General features: G+C 68.8%; 11 protein-coding genes. 7 read left to right on the top strand and 4 right to left on the bottom strand.

Annotated features, from left to right (window positions below; translation table 11 throughout):
- Window positions 1-100: 100 nt before the first annotated feature.
- Both POL67_RS24910 and POL67_RS24915 read right to left on the bottom strand, forming a co-directional pair.
- Window positions 101-1,840 carry an MDR family MFS transporter gene (locus POL67_RS24910; protein ID WP_271921275.1) on the bottom strand — a complete coding sequence of 580 codons (1,740 nt, stop codon included), beginning with the start codon at window positions 1,838-1,840 and terminating at the stop codon, window positions 101-103.
- A 4-nt stretch (window positions 1,841-1,844) separates the two neighbouring features.
- Entirely contained in the window at window positions 1,845-3,140 is a 1,296-nt protein-coding gene (locus POL67_RS24915) for a glycosyltransferase (RefSeq protein WP_271921278.1), read from the bottom strand.
- Window positions 3,141-3,298: 158 nt separating this feature from the next.
- Between POL67_RS24915 and POL67_RS24920 the strand changes: the two genes are divergently transcribed.
- Window positions 3,299-3,904 (top strand): TetR/AcrR family transcriptional regulator, encoded by a 606-nt coding sequence (locus POL67_RS24920; protein WP_271921280.1) that lies wholly within the window; start codon window positions 3,299-3,301, stop codon window positions 3,902-3,904.
- Between the two features lie 9 nt (window positions 3,905-3,913).
- Here the strand turns inward: POL67_RS24920 and POL67_RS24925 are convergent, their stop codons facing one another.
- Window positions 3,914-4,876, bottom strand: a complete 963-nt coding sequence (locus tag POL67_RS24925; protein ID WP_271921283.1) for an NmrA/HSCARG family protein — start codon at window positions 4,874-4,876, stop codon at window positions 3,914-3,916.
- 80 nt (window positions 4,877-4,956) lie between these two features.
- Here POL67_RS24925 and POL67_RS24930 point away from each other — a divergent pair, with 80 nt between their 5' ends.
- The 6 genes from POL67_RS24930 (at window position 4,957) to POL67_RS24955 (ending at window position 17,763) form a co-directional block, all read left to right on the top strand.
- Entirely contained in the window at window positions 4,957-5,553 is a 597-nt protein-coding gene (locus POL67_RS24930; protein WP_271921285.1) for a prolyl hydroxylase family protein, read from the top strand.
- 128 nt (window positions 5,554-5,681) lie between these two features.
- Window positions 5,682-10,295 (top strand): glutamate synthase large subunit, encoded by a 4,614-nt coding sequence (gltB, locus tag POL67_RS24935; protein ID WP_271921287.1) that lies wholly within the window; start codon window positions 5,682-5,684, stop codon window positions 10,293-10,295.
- Window positions 10,288-11,721 carry a glutamate synthase subunit beta gene (locus POL67_RS24940; protein ID WP_271921290.1) on the top strand — a complete coding sequence of 478 codons (1,434 nt, stop codon included), beginning with the start codon at window positions 10,288-10,290 and terminating at the stop codon, window positions 11,719-11,721. Before gltB ends, POL67_RS24940 begins: the two co-directional genes overlap by 8 nt.
- A 21-nt stretch (window positions 11,722-11,742) precedes the next feature.
- Window positions 11,743-12,477, top strand: coding sequence for a glutathione S-transferase (locus POL67_RS24945; RefSeq protein ID WP_271921293.1), 735 nt, complete (start codon window positions 11,743-11,745; stop codon window positions 12,475-12,477).
- Window positions 12,478-12,596: 119 nt separating this feature from the next.
- Window positions 12,597-14,834: a PAS domain-containing sensor histidine kinase gene (locus POL67_RS24950; RefSeq protein WP_271921296.1), complete on the top strand. Its 2,238-nt coding sequence runs from the start codon at window positions 12,597-12,599 to the stop codon at window positions 14,832-14,834.
- Window positions 14,835-15,009: 175 nt separating this feature from the next.
- Complete coding sequence (locus tag POL67_RS24955) at window positions 15,010-17,763, top strand: PAS domain S-box protein (RefSeq protein WP_271921299.1); 2,754 nt, start codon at window positions 15,010-15,012, stop codon at window positions 17,761-17,763.
- Between the two features lie 19 nt (window positions 17,764-17,782).
- Here POL67_RS24955 and POL67_RS24960 read toward each other — a convergent pair whose 3' ends face one another.
- A complete protein-coding gene (locus tag POL67_RS24960; protein ID WP_271921301.1) occupies window positions 17,783-19,591 on the bottom strand; it encodes a hypothetical protein in 1,809 nt (602 codons plus the stop codon).
- Window positions 19,592-19,671 lie beyond the last annotated feature (80 nt).

Below are 19,671 nucleotides of genomic sequence, written 5' to 3' on the forward strand. Positions count from 1 at the left end.
ATCACGAAGACACGCGCGCCGCCCCCGGCCGCAGGACCGCAAGACCGCAAAATGCGAATTGCGTCCCGGGCAGGGGGTATCCGCGTGAAACGTTTTGGGGTTATTCGCTCGCGACGGCCGGCGGCTTCGGGCCCGCCTTGCGGAGCGGGATCTCGCGGGTGAAGATCGCGAGGACGAGCGCGATGAGCCCGAGCGGGAACGCTCCGTCGAAGACACGCGTGACGGCCCGCGCGAACGAGACGCGCACGGCGCGATCTCCCGCGCGGCCGAGATCGAGGGCCCGCGCCTCCTCGCGCGCGAGGGCCGCGGCGTCGGCGGAGGGATCGCGCCGGAGGGCGTCGTACTTCGTATGGACCTCGTCCGCGAAGCGATCCTGCGCGGACCGGGGGACCTCGCCGGCGCCCTCCTCGACCACGCCGCCTTTGCGCAGGCGATCCGCGTCGAAGACGGCGTCGAACTGGGGACGCACCGCGGCCGGCACGTCCGCGCGCACCGGGCCGAGCGTGTCGGCGAGCCCGTGCGCGAGTGTGGTCGCGAGGACGATGCCAAAAATCGCGCTGCCCACGACCTGCCCGAGCTGCTGGAAAAACTGCCGCCCCGCGGTGGCCGTGCCGACGTGATTGAAGGGGACGGCGTTCTGGATCGACAACGTGAGCATCGGCATCACCGGGCCCATGCCGCAGCCGAAGACGAAGACGCAGAGGCCAATGGTCCGGAGCGTGCTGTCCGCGCTGAGCGTGCGCAGGAGGAAGAGGCCGACGCACGTGAGCACGAGGCCGCACACGATCACGATCTTGTAGCGGCCGGTGCGGTGGACGAAACGCGCGGTCAAGACGGAGGTCGAGACGACGGCGGCCGTGAGCGGCAGCATGGCCATGCCCGCGGCCCGCGCCGTCGCGCCGAGCGAATTGACGGCGAGCACGGAGATGAACAAGAGGGCCGCGAAGAACGCGGCGCCGATGCACATCGAGGTGAGCGTCACGAGGACGAAAATGCGATTGCGGAAGAGCGCGAACGGGATGATCGCGTGGGGGTCTTTCCGCTCGACGAGGATGAACAGGACGAGGCCCACGAGCGAGAGGCCGAGCATCCCGAGCACCTCGGGCGCGAGCCAGGCCGCGAGCGGCCGATCCCCGCGCAGCGTGAGCAGGAGCGGGACCGTGGCGACGACCAGGAAAAGCGCGCCGAGCCAGTCGACCTTGCTTTCGAGGCCGCTGTGCAGGCGCGGCATCTTGGCGAGGATGAACGTGACGGCCAGGGCGCCGAGCGGCAGGTTGATGAAAAAGACCCAGCGCCAGCCGACGCCGTCGGTGAGCGCGCCGCCGAGGACGGGGCCGATGATGCTGGCGAGCGCGAAGACGGCGCCGAAGATGCCCTGATATCGCGGCCTGTCCGCGGGGGCGAAGATGTCGGCCGGGACCGCGAACGCCGTGGAGGTGATCGCCGCGGCCCCGAGGCCCTGAACGCCCCGGGAGACGACGAGCGCGAGCATGGAGGGCGAGAGGCCACAAAGGACCGAGCCCACGAGGAAGATGGCAATCCCGGTGAGAAGGACCGTCTTGCGGCCCAGGCTGTCCGAGAGCTTGCCGTAAATGGGCACCATCGTGGTGCTGGCGAGCAGGTAGGCCGTCGAGGTCCAGGCATAATACTCCATGCCCTGGAGCTCGCCGACGATACGCGGCAAGGCCGTCGCGACGATGGTTTGATCGAGCGCCGCGAGGAAGAGCGCCATCATCACGCCCGCGAGCACGAGGGCCTTCGTGCGGGGCGCGAGGGTGCTCGCGTAATCGATGCGCTCGCCAACAGGCATGGGGGGCGTGGTGGTAGCAGAAAGGGCCATGGCGTCACGCAGCGCGGATGACCGAGGTCACGCCGCCGAGGTCGCCTTGGAACGCGAGCGCTTCGAGCGCGCGGGCCGCGACCTTGTCTTGTTTGAGCTTCTGGATCTCGGCCGAGACACGGCGGGCGCGGGCGCAACGCGATTCGTCCGCGAGCAGCGCCACGAGCTCTTTGCGGATCGTCTCGGGCGTGGCCTTGTCGAGGGGCAAATGACGGCCGAGCCCCGCGCGCTCGACGAGCGACGCATTGAGGATCTGATCGCCGAAGAGCGGGATGACCAGCATGGGCAATCCATGCAGCAAAGCACGCCCCACCGTGCCCCAGCCGCCGTGCGTGACGAGCGCGCGCGCCTCCGGGAACACCACGTCGTGCGGGACGTAGCGCTCGATGCGAATGTGGTTGCCGAGACCCTCGGGGACGTCGGCCGCGCTCGCCGCCGTGCCGAGGACGGGGACGTGGAGCGGCGCGACGGCTTCGAGCACGCGCCGGAAGAGGCCGTTGTCCTGGCCCGTGGTCGTGGTGCTGACGACGACCGTGCCGGGCTCGACGCGCGGCGCTTCCTTGCGAGATCCCGAGGCTACGTTGAACGTCGTGGGGCCGACGAAGCTCTGGTGGTCGCGGAGCGCGACGTCGCCGGCGAGGCCGCGGTGCGCCATGATGATGTGCAGGTGCGGCGAGGCCATGGCGGAGACGAGGTCCGAAGCGCCGCGGGCATACGGGGGAAGGCCGAGCTTTTCGCGGTCGGCACGGAGGGAGACGAGGCGGTTCAAGAGGGCATGCGGCACGGCGGGGAGCTTGCCGAGGGGGCGCAACTTCGACGACGCCTGGAACACCAAGGGCAATTCGTCCCGCGTGAGGACCGTGCCCATGTTGCCGGCGCTCGCCCAGGGAATGCCCGCGCGCTCGGCGGCGAAGGCCGCGCCGTAATCGAAGAAGTCGTACACGACGCAATCGACGCGCTCGCGGCGCAGCACGGGCTCGAGCTCCTGCGCGAGCAGGACGTTCCTCGCCTGGAAAAAACCTCGCATGAACGGGAACTGCAAGAGCCGCGGCATCCACGCAGGCAAGCCGAGGTGCGGCGTGTGCGCGGTGAAATCCTGCAAATCGACGATTTGCTCGTACGGGACGAGCTCGGCGCCGGCCGCCTTCACCTCGGCCGCCCGGTCGGCCTTCGTCTTGAAGAGCACCCGATGGCCACGCGAGGTGAGCTGCTCGGCCAGGTCGAGGACACGCAGCAAATGGCCCGACGCGGTCGAGCTGGTCAGCAAAAACGTCCCGGTCCTCGGTGCATCGTCGAACATCGCCCTGCTCCTCCCCGCGGCGTAACCGCAACTTGCAGTTGCGATGATGTAGCAGCCCACATCACCATGGCAACTGGGAGTTGCGATTGGGGTCGACAAGCCCGGGAAGTTGGCTTCACTGGGCGCGTGTGATGGGATCGGCGCCGCGTGGACAGGTCATGAAGGAGAAGCCGAGCGCGTCCGAGCGGCGGGCGCTGGTGCGGGGAGAGCCGGTCGTGCGAGGGGTGCTCGCGGCGACGCTGGAGGAGCTGGCCGAGGTCGGCTACGAGGCGCTGCGGATCGAGGACGTGGCCACGCGCGCCGGAGTGAACAAGACGACGGTCTATCGGCGATGGCCGACGAAGCAGGACCTGGTTCGCGCGGCGTTCCGATCGATCACGGTCGATCGTGCCGTCACGCCGGACACGGGCTCGCTGCGCGGCGATCTGATCGTGATCGCGCGGCACATCGCCACGCAGGCGAGCTCGCCCGAGCTCTTGGGGCTGCGGCGGTTGCTCTTCGCGGAGGACCGGGATGCCGACCTCGTGGCCATCGCCCAGTCGATCCACGAATCGATGGAGGCCCTGCCGCGCCCGGTGATCGAAGCGGCCGAGGCGCGAGGCGAGCTCGCCCCCGGCATCGACGCGACCCTGATTTTTCGCTCGCTCGCGGCGACCATTCACCACCGGCTCGGGCTCGAACGCCGGCCGATCGACGAGGGGTTTCTCGCAGGGCTCGTCGAGCTCTTGCTCGTCGGCGCCCTCGCCCCGGACAAACGGGCGTAGACGCGCGGCTCAGGCGGGCGGCGGGAGGGTGATGCGGCGCTGGTTGTCCGCGAGCCACGCGGCGAAGGAGCGGAGGTTCGGGTTCAGCACGCGCGTGCGCGCGACGTCCCGGAGGCCGCAATAATCGGCCTCGAAATCGCGCTTGAACTGGAACATGTTCGCGAGGTCGTCAACGCCGGGGATATCGAGGCGGCGGTAGACGTCCAGATCGATCGCGTGGTAGCGCACCTCCTCGCCGGCGATGGCCGAGAACGCGGCGGCGAGCTCACTCCCGGTGAGGTGGTCGCTCGCGACGCCGAGGCGTTGCCCGATGAAGTCGGCGCCGCGCTCGAAGATGCGGTACGCCACGCGCCCGATGTCCTCCGTCGCGATGCCCGGCAGCCTGGCCGTGCCGAGGGGCAGGGTGAGGGAGAGGCGGCCGTCCTCGCCGCGCTGCGGGCCCATGCCGAGGTAAATGAAGTTTTCCCAGTAAAACGCGGTGTGGAAGAACGTCGTGGGGACGCCGAGATCGAGGAAGGTCGTGTCGGCCTCGCCCTTCGCGTCCATGTGCGGGACCTTGTATTTTCCGCGCAGCGTCGGGATGCGGCCGTCCGCGAGCGGCACCCACCTGCGCGTGTCCTCGATCGTCGACCAGATCACGTGCTCGACCCGCGCGTGCCGCGCCGCCCGGGCCATCGCGCGCGCTTGTTCGGTCTCTTTTTCCGGGGAAGCGTGGTCCCAAAAGAACGTGACGCAGTACGCGCCGTGCGCGCCCTCGAACGCGCGGCGCAGGCTCGCCTCGTCGTCGAGGTCCGCGGCCACGACCTCGGCGCCGAGGGCGCGAAGCTCCTTGGCCGCGGGCGAATCGACGTTCCGCGTGAGGGCGCGGGCGCGAAAGGCGCCACTCGGGTGGGCGGTGATGGCGCGGACCAGACCTCCGCCCTGCGCGCCCGTGGCGCCGACGACGGCGATGACGCGTTTCGTAGAGCTCAAGACTCCCTCCTCTTTCCTCGGCGCGCACTCTGGCACGCTTCGTCCTGCCTCGGAAGTCTTCGGCGTGGTACGCTCTTCGTATGGGCCTTTACGTCGGCCATTTCGATTTCACCGCGCAACTGTTGTGGACGGTCCCCGCGCTGTTTGCCCCGGAGGAATGCGCGTCGATCCTCGACGGCGCGCAGGGCGGGGCCTGGCTGCCAGCGACGGTCAACGCCGAGGAGGGGCGGGTCGTCGATACCCGCATTCGTTCGAGCACCACGGCGGTCCTGCGTGATCCCGCGCTCGCGGACGAACTCTTTCGCCGGGTGAAACCCCACGTGCCCGAGTGCATGACCACCGAGATGGGCGCGCGCGGCCGCGTCGCCATGCACCTCGCGGGGATCTTTCTGCCGCTCCGGATCTACCGGTACGAGGTGGGCCAGCATTTCGGCCTGCACCAGGATCAATCGTACACGGGCGAGGGCGGGACGCGGAGCCTGCTCACGCTGATGGTGTATCTGAACGAGGGGTTTGCCGGCGGCGCGACCGAATTCCCCGAGCAGGAGCGCACCATCGTCCCGAAGACCGGCGACGCGCTGCTCTTCCAGCACATGCTCCTCCACGCGGGCAAACCCGTCACGGACGGCACGAAATACGTCCTGCGCTCCGACGTCCTCTACCGGCCCGCCTCTTGAGTCGGGTGCGGACGAAATGCCGCACCGGGTCGACGCCGTAGCGCGTCGCACCAGGACAAGAAAGAAATTGCTGCATCGCAGCACGATGGACTGTGCTTCGGACGTCGATCGCCGTACGATCGTAGGCTGTGAAGCATCAGGCGCCGCCTCCCCGCCAGGGCCTCTACGACCCGCGCAACGAGCACGACGCGTGCGGGCTCGGGTTCATCGCCCACATCAAGGACAAGAAGAGCCACGCGATCGTCGCGCAAGGCCTCGAGATCCTGAAGAACCTGACCCACCGCGGCGCCACCGGCGCAGACCCTTTGCAAGGCGACGGCGCGGGCATCCTGCTGCAGATCCCGCACGCCTTCTTCGTGCGCGAGTGCGCGCTCGCCGGCATCACGTTGCCCGAGCCCGGCGAGTACGGCGTGGGCATGATGTTCCTGCCGCAGGATCCCGGCGCGCGCGCGGCCTGCGAGCACGAGGTGGTGCGCGCCATCGTCGCCGAAGGGCAGGAGGTCCTCGGATGGCGCGACGTGCCGGTGAACAACCACGGCCTCGGCGAAGGCGTCAAAGCGAGCGAGCCCGTCATCCGGCAGGTCTTCGTCGCGCGTGGTCTTTCCACGCCGGACGTCGAGGCCTTCGAGCGCAAGCTCTACATCATCCGCAAGCGCGCCGGTCACGCGATCCGCGCGCTCCGGATCTCGCGCGCGGGGCAGTTCTACGTGCCTTCGTTTTCAGCGCGGACGATCGTGTACAAGGGCATGCTGCTCGCGCACCAGGTCGGCGAGTTCTACGTGGACCTGAAGGACAAGGCGGTCGAGTCCGCGCTCGCGATGGTGCACCAGCGCTTCTCGACGAACACGTTCCCCTCGTGGGATCTCGCGCATCCGTTCCGGCTCATCGCGCACAACGGCGAGATCAACACGCTGCGCGGCAACGTGAACTGGATCCGCGCGCGCCAGCAGAACATCGCCTCGAAGCTGCTCGGCGACGGCTTGCAGAAGATCTGGCCGCTCATCTACGACGGCCAGTCGGACTCGGCCTCGTTCGACAACGCGCTCGAGCTGCTCTACTTCGGCGGGTATTCGCTGGCGCACGCGATGATGCTGATGATCCCCGAGGCGTGGGCCACGAACCCGCTGATGGACGAGCGTCGGCGCGCGTTCTACGAGTACCACGCGGCGCTCATGGAGCCGTGGGACGGGCCCGCGGCGATCGCGTTCACGGACGGGCGGCAGATCGGAGCCACGCTCGATCGGAACGGCCTGCGGCCCGCGCGGTACCTGCTCACGGACGACGACTACGTGATCCTCGCCTCCGAGGCGGGCGTGCTCGACATCCCGGAGCGCAAGATCGTCAAGAAATGGCGGCTGCAGCCGGGGAAGATGCTGCTCATCGACCTCGCCGAGGGGCGCATCATCGACGATCAAGAGCTGAAGACGAAGCTCGCGAAGCACCGGCCCTACCAGAAGTGGCTCGATCGCACGCAGCTCCGGCTGGAGAACATCCCGATGCCGGACTACGTGCCCGTGCCCGACAGCGACAAGCTGCTCGATCGGCAGCAGGCGTTCGGCTACACGCAGGAGGATCTCCGGCTCGTGATGGCGCCGATGGCGGCGACCGGCGAGGAGGCCATCGGCTCGATGGGCGACGACACGCCGCTCGCCGTGCTCTCCGATCGGCCGAAGCCGCTCTTCGGTTATTTCCGGCAGCTCTTCGCGCAGGTGACGAACCCGCCGATCGATCCGATCCGCGAAGAGACCGTGATGTCGCTCGTCTCGTTCATCGGGCCGCGGCCGAACATCCTCGCCCTCGACGAGAGCGGGCCGAACATGCGGCTCGAAGTGCACCTGCCCATTCTCACGTTCGAGGACATGGAGAAGCTGCACCGCGCCGAGGAGCTCACGAAGGGGCATTTCCGGTCGGTGGTGCTGTCGATCTGTTACCCGGCCGCGTGGGGCGCCGACGGGATGGAGGCGGCCCTCGGGAAGCTCTGCGCGGACGCCGAGGACGTGGTGCGGGGCGGCGGCGTGAACATCCTGATCCTGTCGGATCGGGACATCGGGCCGGATCACATCGCGATCCCGGCGCTGCTCGCGGTGAGCGACGTGCACCAGCACCTCGTGCGCGCGGGCCTGCGGACGCGGACGGGGCTCGTGGTCGAGACCGGATCGGCGCGCGAAGTGCACCATTTCGCGCTGCTCGCGGGCTACGGCGCCGAGGCGATCCACCCGAACCTCGCGTTCGCCACGCTGGCGACGCTCGGCGATCTCTTGCCGCATGGGATGTCCCACCAGGATGCCTGCGCGAAGTACATCAAGGCGATCGCGAAGGGGCTGCTGAAGGTCATGTCCAAGATGGGCATCTCGACCTACCAGTCCTATTGCGGCGCGCAGATCTTCGAGGCGGTCGGGCTCGCCTCGGCCTTCGTGGACCGCTATTTCACGGGGACGGCGACGGTCATCGAGGGCGTCGGTTTGCAGGAGATCGCCGAGGAGACCGTGCGGCTGCACCGGCTCGCGTTCGGCGATACGCCGCCCTACGGGAACACGCTCGACGCTGGCGGCGACTACGCCTACCGCATCCGCGGCGAGGCCCACATGTGGACGCCGGACGCGGTCGCCAAGCTCCAGCACGCGACGCGCACGAAAAACCCGGCGACATACGAGGAATACGCGCGGCTCGTGAACGACCAGAGCGAGCGGCTGATGACGCTCCGCGGACTCTTCGAGATCAAAGAAGCGGATCCGCCGATCCCGCTCGACGAGGTGGAGCCTGCGGCCGAGATCGTGAAGCGTTTTTCCACGGGCGCGATGTCGCTCGGGTCGATCTCGCAGGCGGCGCACACGACGCTGGCGATCGCGATGAACCGCATCGGCGGCAAGTCGAACACCGGCGAGGGCGGCGAGGATCCCGCGCGGTACGTGCCCTTGCCGAACGGCGACTCGATGCGCTCGGCGATCAAGCAAGTGGCGGCGGGTCGCTTTGGCGTGACGACCGAGTACCTCGTCAACGCCGACGACATCCAGATCAAGATGGCCCAGGGCGCCAAACCCGGCGAAGGCGGGCAGCTCCCGGGGCACAAGGTCTCGAAGTACATCGCGCAGATCCGGCACTCGGTGCCCGGCGTCGGCCTGATCTCGCCGCCTCCGCACCACGACATCTACTCGATTGAGGATCTCGCCCAGCTCATTCACGACCTCAAGAATGTGAATCCGCGGGCGCGCATCAGCGTGAAGCTCGTGTCGGAGATCGGCGTCGGCACGGTGGCCGCGGGCGTGGCCAAGGCGCACGCGGATCACGTGACGATCTCGGGGCACGACGGCGGCACGGGCGCCTCGCCGCTCTCGTCGGTCAAGCACGCGGGCGGGCCGTGGGAGCTCGGGCTCGCCGAGACGCAGCAGACGCTCGTCCTGAACCGGTTGCGCGGCCGCATCGCCGTGCAGGCCGACGGGCAGATGAAGACGGGCCGAGACGTGGTGATTGCGGCCCTGCTCGGCGCGGACGAGATGGGCTTCGCGACGGCGCCGCTCGTGGTGGAGGGCTGCATCATGATGCGCAAATGCCACCTCAACACGTGCCCCGTCGGCATCGCGACGCAGGATCCGGAGCTTGTAAAGCGATTCGCGGGGCAGCCCGAGCACGTGGTCAATTATTTCTTTTTCGTGGCCGAGGAGGTGCGCGGGTACATGGCCCGGATGGGCTTCCGCACCTTCGCGGAGATGGTCGGCCGCGCGGACAAGCTCGACACGCGGCGCGGGATCGCGCACTGGAAAGCGAAGGGGCTCGATTTTTCGCGCGTGTTCTATCGGCCCGAGGCGCCGGCGGGCGTCTCGATCCGCTGGACGGAGCGGCAGGATCACAGCCTCGAGCACGTGCTGGATCATCGGCTCATCGACGAGGCGCAGCCGGCGCTCGTCAACCAGGTGCCCGTCGCGTTCGACGTGCCGATCCGCAACATCCACCGCGCGGCCGGGGCGATGCTCTCCGGCGAGGTCGCGCGGCGGTACGGGCACGCGGGGCTCGCGGACGACACGATCCGGATCCGCGCCCGCGGGACGGCCGGCGGCAGCTTCGGCGCGTTCCTCGCGAAGGGGATCACGCTGGAGCTCGAAGGGCAGGCGAACGATTACGTCGGAAAAGGCCTGTCGGGCGGCCGGATCATCGCCTATCCGCCGCGCGATTGCCCCATCGTGCCGGAGGAGAACATCATCGTCGGCAATACCGTGCTTTACGGCGCGATCTGCGGCGAGGTGTATTTCCGCGGCGTCGCGGGCGAGCGGTTCGCCGTGCGGAACTCCGGCGCGACGGCGGTCGTCGAGGGGATCGGCGATCACGGGTGTGAATACATGACCGGCGGCACCGTGGTCGTGCTCGGCAAGACCGGGCGCAACTTCGGGGCCGGCATGAGCGGCGGCGTGGCGTACGTGCTCGACATGACCGGGGATTTCCGATTGCGGTGCAACCTCTCGATGGTGGCCCTGGAGCCGGTGCAAGGCGCCGAGCACATGCCGCCGGGCGGCGTCCGGCACCTCGGGCGCGCGGACGCGGAGATCGTCCAGGGCCTGCTCGAAAAACACTTTTTCTACACGGGCAGCGCGCGGGCACGGGCGATCCTGGACGATTTTCCCGCATACCGGTCCCATTTCGTGAAGGTGATGCCGCACGAATACCGCCGCGCGCTCGCCGAGCACGCGGCCGAGGAGGCCGCGAAGGCCGCTCCCGCGGTGGTGACGGAGGTCGTGGCCCATGGGTAAGGTGAAAGGCTTCCTGGAAATCCAGCGCAAGGACCCGGAGCTCGTGCCGGTGCCCGCGCGTATCCAGCGGTATGAGGAGCTCGTCCTGCCGATGGCGCCCGTCGAGGTGAGCCGGCAGGGCGCGCGTTGCATGGATTGCGGCATCCCGTTTTGCCACAACGGGTGTCCCGTGAACAACGTCATCCCCGACTGGAACGACCTCGTCTACCGCGGAAAGTGGCGGCACGCGCTCGACGTGTTGCATTCGACGAACAATTTCCCCGAGTTCACGGGGCGCGTGTGTCCCGCGCCGTGCGAGGCGGCCTGCACGCTGAACATCAACGATCAGCCCGTCACCATCAAGACGATCGAGCAATCGATCGTCGATCGGGGCTGGGAAGAGGGCTGGATCGTGCCGCAGCCCGCCGCACGCAAGTCGGGCAAGCGTGTCGCGGTGGTGGGCTCGGGGCCGGCGGGGCTCGCGTGCGCGCAGGAGCTCGCGCGCGCGGGGCACGAGGTCACGGTGTTCGAGAAGAACGATCGGATCGGGGGATTGCTCCGGTACGGGATCCCCGATTTCAAGCTGGAGAAGCGGCACGTCGATCGCAGGCTCGATCAGATGCGGGCCGAAGGCGTGGTGTTCCGGACGGGCGCGCACGTGGGCGTGAGCCTGCCGGCGAAGGAGCTCCTCGACGGATTCGACGCGGTCGTGCTCGCGGGCGGCTCGGAAGCGCCGCGGCCGCTCGAGGTGCCGGGGCGCGACTTCGACGGGATCCATTACGCGATGGAGTACCTGACGCAGCAGAACAAGCGCATCGCCGGGGACGAGGTGCACGCGCAGATCGTGGCGACGGACAAACACGTGGTCGTGCTGGGCGGTGGCGACACCGGGTCGGATTGTATTGGCACCGCGGTGCGGCAGGGCGCGCGATCCGTCACGAACTTCGAGCTCATGCCCGAGCCGCCGGCCCACGAGGACAAGCCGCTCACGTGGCCGTACTGGCCGATGAAGCTGCGCACGTCGAGCTCGCACGCGGAGGGCTGCACGCGCGATTTCGCCATCGCGACGAAGGGGTTTTCCGGCACGAACGGCAAGGTCGGGGTGCTCCACGCCGTGCGGCTCGGCTGGAACAAGGACACGAGCGGCGCCCTCCGGGCTGAGGAGATCCCGGGCTCGGCGTTCGACGTCCCGGCGGATCTGGTGCTGCTCGCGCTCGGATACGTGCACCCGGTACGCAAGGGGATGCTGGAGGAGCTCGGCGTGGCCCTCGACGGGCGCGGCAACGTGAAGGCCGATCCGCGGAGTTACCGGACCTCGAACCCGAAGGTGTTTGCCGCGGGGGACATGCGTCGTGGTCAATCGCTGGTCGTGTGGGCGATCCGCGAGGGGCGCGACGCGGCGCGGGCGGTGGATGCCCATTTGCGAGGCCATTCGAACGGGTCGTGAGGCCGTGATACCTTGCGCCGAATGAAGGCGCGTTACGAGCTGTATTACTGGCCGTCGATCCAGGGGCGCGGGGAGTTCGTCCGGCTCGCGTTCGAGGAGGCGGGCGTTTCGTACGTCGACGTCGCCCGCCTGCCCGTGAAGCAGGGCGGAGGCGTCCGCGCGATGATGAAACTTCTCGAAGGCGCGGGGCCCACGCTCGCGCCGTTCGCGCCGCCGTTCCTCAAGGTCGGAGACGTCTTGCTCGGGCACACGGCGAACATCCTGCTCTACCTCGGCCCGCGGCTCGGGCTCGTCCCCGACGACGAGGCGAGCCGCCTTTCCGCGCATCAACTCCAGCTCTCGGTCACTGATTTCGTCGCCGAGATCCACGACACGCACCACCCGATCGCGTCGAGCCTCTATTACGAGGACCAACGATCCGCCGCGAAGAAACGAGCGGCCCTCTTCCGCAAGGAGCGGCTGCCCAAGTTCCTGGGTTATTTCGAGCAGGCGCTTGCCAGGAGCGGCGGCGCGCACTTCGTTGGCGCATCGATCTCGTACGTCGACCTCTCGATCTTCCAGGTGATCGAGGGCCTGCGGTACGCATTCCCGAATGCGATGGCGCGTGCCGAGCGGCACACGCCGAGGCTCACGGAGCTCGCGGGCGCTGTGGCCACGCGTCCCCGGATCGCCGCGTATCTCGCGTCCCGGCGGCGGCTGCCCTGGAGCGAAGAGGACATTTTCCGTCATTACCCGGAGCTCGACGCGAAGCGGTGAGGCGTGCGCGAGCGAGCGCCGATGACAGCGCTTGTTTTGCCGGCCGACCGGTGGTGGGCTAGAAGACGGCTGGGGCGGCGAGGAGCCGAGCGAGAAGCCTTGGGGTGAGCAGCGGGGGCATGACGGGAGGGATGGCCACGGAGTTCGAGCGGCTCTACCGAAGCATCTTCGAGCACGCGTTCGACGGGATCCTCGTCGCGGACGACGAGGGGCGCCTCCTCGACGTGAACCCGCGCGCCTGTGAGCTTTTGCGCGCCCCTCGCGACGAGCTCTTGCGATGGACCGTGTTCGATCTCCGGCCCCCCGAGCTCGCGGCCGAGCTCCGGGAGGCGTGGCCGGCGTTCCTCGAAGCCGGACGCTTCAAGGCCGAGGGGCCGTTCCAACGCGCCGACGGGACCACGTTCATCGGTGAGTTCGCGGCGCAGACCCATTTCATACCGGGCAGACACCTGTCGACCCTCCGCGACGTCAGCGCACGAAAGCAATCCGAGGAGGCGCTGCGCCTGAGCGAACAGCGCCTCGCCCGCGCCCAGCGGATCGCAAAGATCGGGAGCTGGGAGTGGGTGGCCGCGACGGACGAGACGACGTGGTCGGACGAGGTGTTCCGTCTCTTCGGCCTCCCCCCCTCGGATGAAAAAAAAGCCTACGGGGAGTTCCTCGCATTCGTGCACCCGCTCGACCGCGCGCGCGTGGACGAAGCGGTGCAACGAGCCCTCCGCGGGCTCGCGACCTATTCGATCGATTACCGCATCTCCGCCGCCGACGGGGTCGAGCGGATCGTGCACGCGGAAGGGGACGTGGTCCGCGACGAGGCGGGGCGCATGCGCAGCATGACCGGGACGATGCAGGACGTGACTGCGCAGCGGAGGGCGGACATGGCGCTGCAGAAGAGCGAGCTTCTCTTCCGGCAGGTGCTCGAGACCTTGCCGGTCGGGGTGTGGGTCTCCGACGAGCACGGCCAGTCCGTCCTGGCGAACCCCGCGGCGAGGCGTATCTGGGGCGGGCTCGTCGGGCCCGAACGGCTCGGCGAATACAAGGCGTGGTGGGTCGCAACGGGCAAGAAGGTGAAGCCCGATGAATGGGCGCTCCTCCGCGCGGTGCGGGCGGGGGAGACCTCGCAGAACGAGCTCGTCGAGATCGAGACCTTCGACGGCCGCCGCAGGCTCGTCCTGAATTCGGCGGCGCCGGTGCGTGATGCAGAGGGGCGCATCCTCGGGGCCTTCGCCATCAACGACGACGTGACCGAGCAGCGGCGGCTCGAAGCGGAGCGCGAGGCGCTCGTCCGCGCTTTCGCAACCGAGCGGCGCTGGCTCCGGACGGTGATCGACGGTTCGCCGATCGGCATCGTGCTCTGCGAGCTGACCGAGGAGCCGCGGTTCATCCTGAACCGGAGGGCCGAGGAGCTCTTCGGCGTGACCGGGCCCATCGAGGACGTGCTCGGCCTGTTGCGGGAGCGGCTCTACCACCCGGACGGCTCGCGCGTGCCGCACGGGGATCTGTCCGTCGAGCGGTGTATGCGCGGCGACGTGGTGACCGGTCGGGAGCTTTTGGTCCGGATCCCCGACAAACCCGACGTGCCGATCTTGACGAATGCATCGCCCATTCGTAGCGAGGAGGGCCAGATGCTCGGCGCCGTCGTGACCTACGAGGACATCGGCCCGCTGAAGGAGCTCGAGCGATTGCGGCAGGAATGGACGAGCGTGGTGGCGCATGACCTGCGCCAGCCGGTCACGACCATCATGACCCTCGCGTCGATGCTCGCGCGCCTGCCCGATCCCACGGCGCGCCGCCGCGCCGAGCGGATCGTCGCGAGCACGGAGCGGCTCGAACGGATGATCGGCGATCTGCTCGATCTCTCGCGGATCGAGGCCCACCGGCTCACGCTCGTGCGCGCGCCGACCGATGTCCCGGCGCTGCTCACGCACGTCATCGAGGCGAGCGAGGCCTGCGAGCGCGTGACGCTCTCGATCTGCGGCGAGCTGCCCGCCGTATCCGTGGATGCGCAGCGGATCGAGCAGGTGGCGGAAAACCTCCTGTCGAACGCGCTCAAATATGGCGCGCCCGGGACGCCGATCGAGGTCGTCGCGGAAGTGCGTGGCAACGAGATCGTGGTGACGGTGCGCAATCAGGGGCCCGGGATCACCACCGAGGACATGCGGGCCTTGTTCGAGCGGTTCCAGCGGGGGCACGCGCGCGGCAGCACGATCAAAGGGCTCGGGCTCGGGCTTTACATCGTGCGGGGCCTCGTGGAGGCACACGGGGGGCGGGTCGAGGCCGAGAGCGTGCCCGGAGAAACCACGACCTTTTCGTTTTCCCTGCCCATCACCGAGAGACCCGAGGGCGCGCAGGCGGACTGAATCGCGCGTCCTCGTCTCCGGGATCGAGCGGCAGCCAAGCGAGCCGGGAGGTCGCGACGTGGGGCGAGCCATCCCATTCGAATGGCATTGTCAACGTGACAGACTGCCGTGGGCATGTCTTACTGCGTGGGATTCAGGCGCTCATCCGCGCGCGGCAGGGCGCATTGGGGAAAATATGGTGGGGGCCAACGAGGTCGTCTTTTCCGATCACGCAGGTGCATTTTCGAAACTCGCGGCGGGCCTTCTGAGCAGCGAGATCGAGCCACGGGACGCGCACCGGCTCACGGTCGAGCTCGTGGCATCGGCGCTCGGCGCAGACGTGACGCTCGTCTATGGCCTCAGCGGGGATGAGCGCATGCTCGCCGTCTCGGCGCATCGCGGCGCCTCCGAAGCGCTGCTCGCTCGCATCGGCTCGCTCCCGCTCGAATCGGCGAGCCTGGCAGCCCGGGTGGCGCGCGCGCGGAAGGCCGCGGACGTCGATATCGCAGCCAAGGACGTCCTCGTGGACCTCCGCGTGGCCGCCGAGCTCGGCTGCGGCCAGCGAGCCCTGGCCGCGCCGCTCGTCTCCGCAGAGCGTCTGCTCGGCGTGCTGGTTTGCTTCACGCCGCGGGCCGAAAGCGGCCGGGATCGAGCCTTGCCCATGCTCTCGGCGCTCACCGGCTTGATCGCGGCCTCGCTTTCGGCCGCGACCCAGGCGACCCTGGAGCACGATCGGAGGTACCGGAAGCTCTTCGAGCACGCGCTCGACGGCATCATCGTCACGGACGACGAAGGGCGCCTGGTCGACGTCAATCCGCGCACGTGCGAGCTGCTCCGCGCGTCGCGGGACGAGCTCTTGCGGCGGACCTGGTTGGATCTCAAGCCCCCCGAGCTCGCGTCCCAGGTCCGGGCGAACTGGTCCCAATTCCTCACGACAGGGCGCTGCAACGCCGAGGGACCGTTCCGGCGCGCCGACGGCACGACGTTCGTCGGGGAGGTCACCGCGCAGGCCCATTTCCTTCCGGGCAGGCACATGGGGATCCTCCGGGACGTCACGGCGCGCAAGCAATCCGAGGAGGCGCTTCGCCGGAGCGAGGAGCGCCTCGCCCGTGCCCAGCGGATCGCCCACATCGGGAGCTGGGAATGGGACATCGACACGAACGAGGTCGCCTGGTCGGACGAATGCGACCGTCTCTTTGGCCTGCCCCCCGGCGCGGGCAAGATGACCTACGAGCAGTTCTTCTCGTTCGTGCACCCGGACGATCACGCGGAGGTGGACGAGGCCGTCCGACGCGCCCTCGGCGGGTCGCTCTCGTTTTCGATCTATCACCGCACCCTCGCGCACGACGGGCGGGAGCAAATCGTGCACGCGGAGGGCGACGTCATCCGCGACGAAGCGGGGCACCCGAGCCGGCTCTGCGCGACCGTGCGGGACGTGACCGAGCAGCGCCGCGCGGAGATGGCGCTCCAGAAAAGCGAGCTCCTCTTCCGGCAGGTGATCGAGACCTTGCCGGTCGGGGTCTGGGTCTCCGACGAACGCGGCCAGCTCGTCCTGGTCAACCCCGCCGGACGACGCATCTGGGGCGGGGCACGGCTCGTCGGGCCGGAGCAGTTCGACGAATACAAGGCGTGGTGGGTCGCGACGGGCGAGGAGGTCAAGCCCGACGAATGGGCGCTCAGCCGCGCGCTCCGGAGCGGCGAGGCCGCGCTGAACGATCTCGTCGAAATCGAGGCCTTCGACGGCCGCCACAGGCTCGTCCTGAACTCGGCGGCGCCGGTGCGTGATCCGGAGGGACGTATCCTCGGGGCGTTCGTCATCAACGACGACGTGACCGAGCAGCGGCGGCTCGAGGCGGAGCGCGAACAGCTCGTGGATGCCCTCTCGACCGAGCGACGCTGGCTCCAGACCGTGATCGACAGCTCGCCCATCGGGATCGTGCTCTGCGAGCTGGAAAAGGGGGCGCGGTTCGTGATGAACCGGAGGGCCGAGGAGCTGCTCGGCGTGACCGAGCCGATCGAGGACGTGCTCGGCCTGATGCGGCAGCGGGTCCACCTGCCGGACGGCTCGAAGGTGCCTCACGAGGATCTCTCGATCGAGCGGGGCCTGCGTGGCCAGATGGTGACCGGACGGGAGCTGCTCCTCCGGGTCCCGGGCAAACCCGACGTGCCGATTTTGACGAGCGCGTCTCCCATTCGCGGCGAGGGGGGCCAAACGCTCGGGGCCGTCGTGACCTACGAGGACATCACGTCTCTGAAGGAGCTCGAACGATTGCAGCAGGAATGGACGAGCATGGTGGCCCACGACCTGTGCCACCCCGTCACGACCATCAAGACCCTCGCGGGGATGGTCACGCGCTCCTCGGCCGACCCCACGGCGCGCTACCGCGCCACACGGATTGTCGACAGCGCGGAGCGGCTCGGGCGGATGATCGGCGATCTGCTCGATCTCTCACGGATCGAGGCCCGCCGGCTTTCGCTCGTGCGCGCGCCGACGGATGTCTCGGCGCTGCTCGCGCACGTCATCGAGGCGAACGAGGCCCGCGAGCGCGTCACGCTCGTGATCCGCGGCGAGCTGCCCGTGGTCTCCATCGATGCGCAGCGGATCGAGCAGGTCGTGGAAAACCTCCTCTCGAATGCGTTCAAATACGGCGCGCCCGAGACGCCGATCGAGATCGTCGCGCAAGCGCGCGGCGGGGAGGTCGTGGTGATGGTGCGCAATCAGGGGCCGGGGATCACCGCCGAGGACTTGCGGGCCTTGTTCGAGCGGTTCCAGCGGGGGCGCGCGCGCGGCGGCGCGATCAAGGGGCTCGGGCTCGGGCTTTACATCGTGCGGGGCCTCGTGGAGGCGCACGGAGGGCGGGTCGTCGCCGAGAGCGTGCCCGGCGAGATCACGACGTTCTCGTTTTCCTTGCCCGTCGTGATGCGGCCCGAGGGCGCGGAGGCAGACTGACGGGCGCGGCCGCGGAGGTTCAGAGCCGGGTGGCCATTCGCTCGACGAGCGCCTGGACGACGGGCCGATACGCGTAATCCGGCGCGGTCGGGTCCACGATCTGGGTCGGGCAGATCGAGGTGAGCACGCCCTGGTCGCCCACGCCCTCGATGACGCGCATCGTGCGGGGGCTCGGATAGGCCTTGGCCGCGACCTGCATCGTCCGCGCGCCGCCGTTGCTCGGGTTCGGCGCGCAGAGGGGGCTGTCGTTGGCCGGGTCGCTGCAATCACACGCGAACAGCGATTGATCGCTGCAATCGCGCGGCGTGGGCAGGGGGAAGGTGCAGGCGAATTGCAGGTCGTCCTGGTCCCCGATGGTGCGGTCGCCCCCGTTGATGGCGTTGCCGGCCGGGACGCCCGCGCGCTTCTCGAAGGACTCGATCATGTACGGGTTCGTCGGCGCCGTGTTCGTCGCGGGATTGCCGAGGAGGGCGTCCCAGGTCCCGCTCTGCGCGAGCTCCGCCGCGTTCTTGTAGCCGGCCGCGGGGTTCGACGGATCCCGCGCGAGGTCCTGCCAGGGCACGCCGACGATGCCGGCCACGAAGACGAGCCCCGGATCGCGGACGGTCGTGATTTCGTCGCTCGGATCGAGGTCGGAGAAGATGGGATTCGGGACGACGTCGCCCGCGCGCGTCGTGACCGTGGGCTGGGTCAGGGCGTTGATGTATCGATCCACCGGGTAAAGGAAATCGATCCCGAAGCGGCGCTTCTGGTCGAAGCAACGCAGGTTGGGCTGGTCGTCCACCTGGTTCAGCAGGGCGACCTGCCCCGAGGGATCGAAGCAGGTCGGATCCACGGGGCAATCGCCGGGATCCTGGCCGCACGACTTGCAGCACACGTCGTTCGGGTCGGTCGCGCATTCGCTGCGCGGCCGCGGCATACGCAGCGCGATCCCGCCCGCCATGCGTTGCTGCGCGGCGAGGTAGTACGAGCCCCCCTCCTGGATGGAGCAGTCGTTCTCGTCGGTGAGCGTCAGGATCACGAGCATCGAATCGGGTCGGAGGAAATCGCGGCGCTGCGCGAGCAACGCCACGTCGACGCCCTGGGGCGTGGCCTCCCCGTCGATGACGCTGATCGTCTGGTAAGGCTCGGGGTCGACGAGGAACCGATACCAGCTCTCGAGCTGCGACTCGTATCCGCAGCCGATCTGCCCGGCGCCGAGGATCAGATCCGAGAGGTTTTGCGCGAGCTCGTTCGGATCACTCGTCCCCGGCGGCGAGAGCGCGCCCGTGGGATCCCAGGCGAGGAAGCCCCTGTCCTCATAGGTCGGCGCATCCATGCCGCCGCATTGATCGATGCGCGTGAGCAGGTGGCCCTTGTCGTTGTTCGTCACGTTGGGGTTCGGGGCGCAGGTCGCCTCGCTGTTGACGACGTCCGGGCAAGCGTCGGAGCCGTGGCCGCCGAGGCTCGAGCTGATCACGCCGATGTGGATGTCGGTGACGGGCACGTGCCGGCGCACGAGGCCCGCAGGGCAGGGATCGAGCGGGCTCGACGGCGTCGTTCCGAGGACGCCGTTCGCGTCGACGCAGGGCGGGTTCGCCAGCGATTGCACGAGGTCCTGCGTCGCGCGCGAGAGGATCTCCTGCTTGTCGGCCATGGACCGCGAGTTGTCCACGACAAGCAGAATGTCGAGTTTGTCCGCTTTGAGGAGCGGCCCGTTGTTCCCGTCGCCGCCGCTGCCGCCGTCGCCGCCGCTGCCGCCCACGTTGACGACGCCTTGGCACGCGACGACCGTCGCGCCGAGGCCGAGGACACACGAAACCCACGCCATCGCAGATCGCTGGCTCATTGCATTCTCCTTTGCACGCGGCGCCGCCGGACACCGGCCGGCACCAGGTTCGTTGCGAGGTGGGTGGCGCGCGGCGCCGG

It is taken from the genome of Polyangium mundeleinium, assembly GCF_028369105.1.
In the GTDB taxonomy this organism is placed as follows: domain Bacteria; phylum Myxococcota_A; class Polyangia; order Polyangiales; family Polyangiaceae; genus Polyangium; species Polyangium mundeleinium.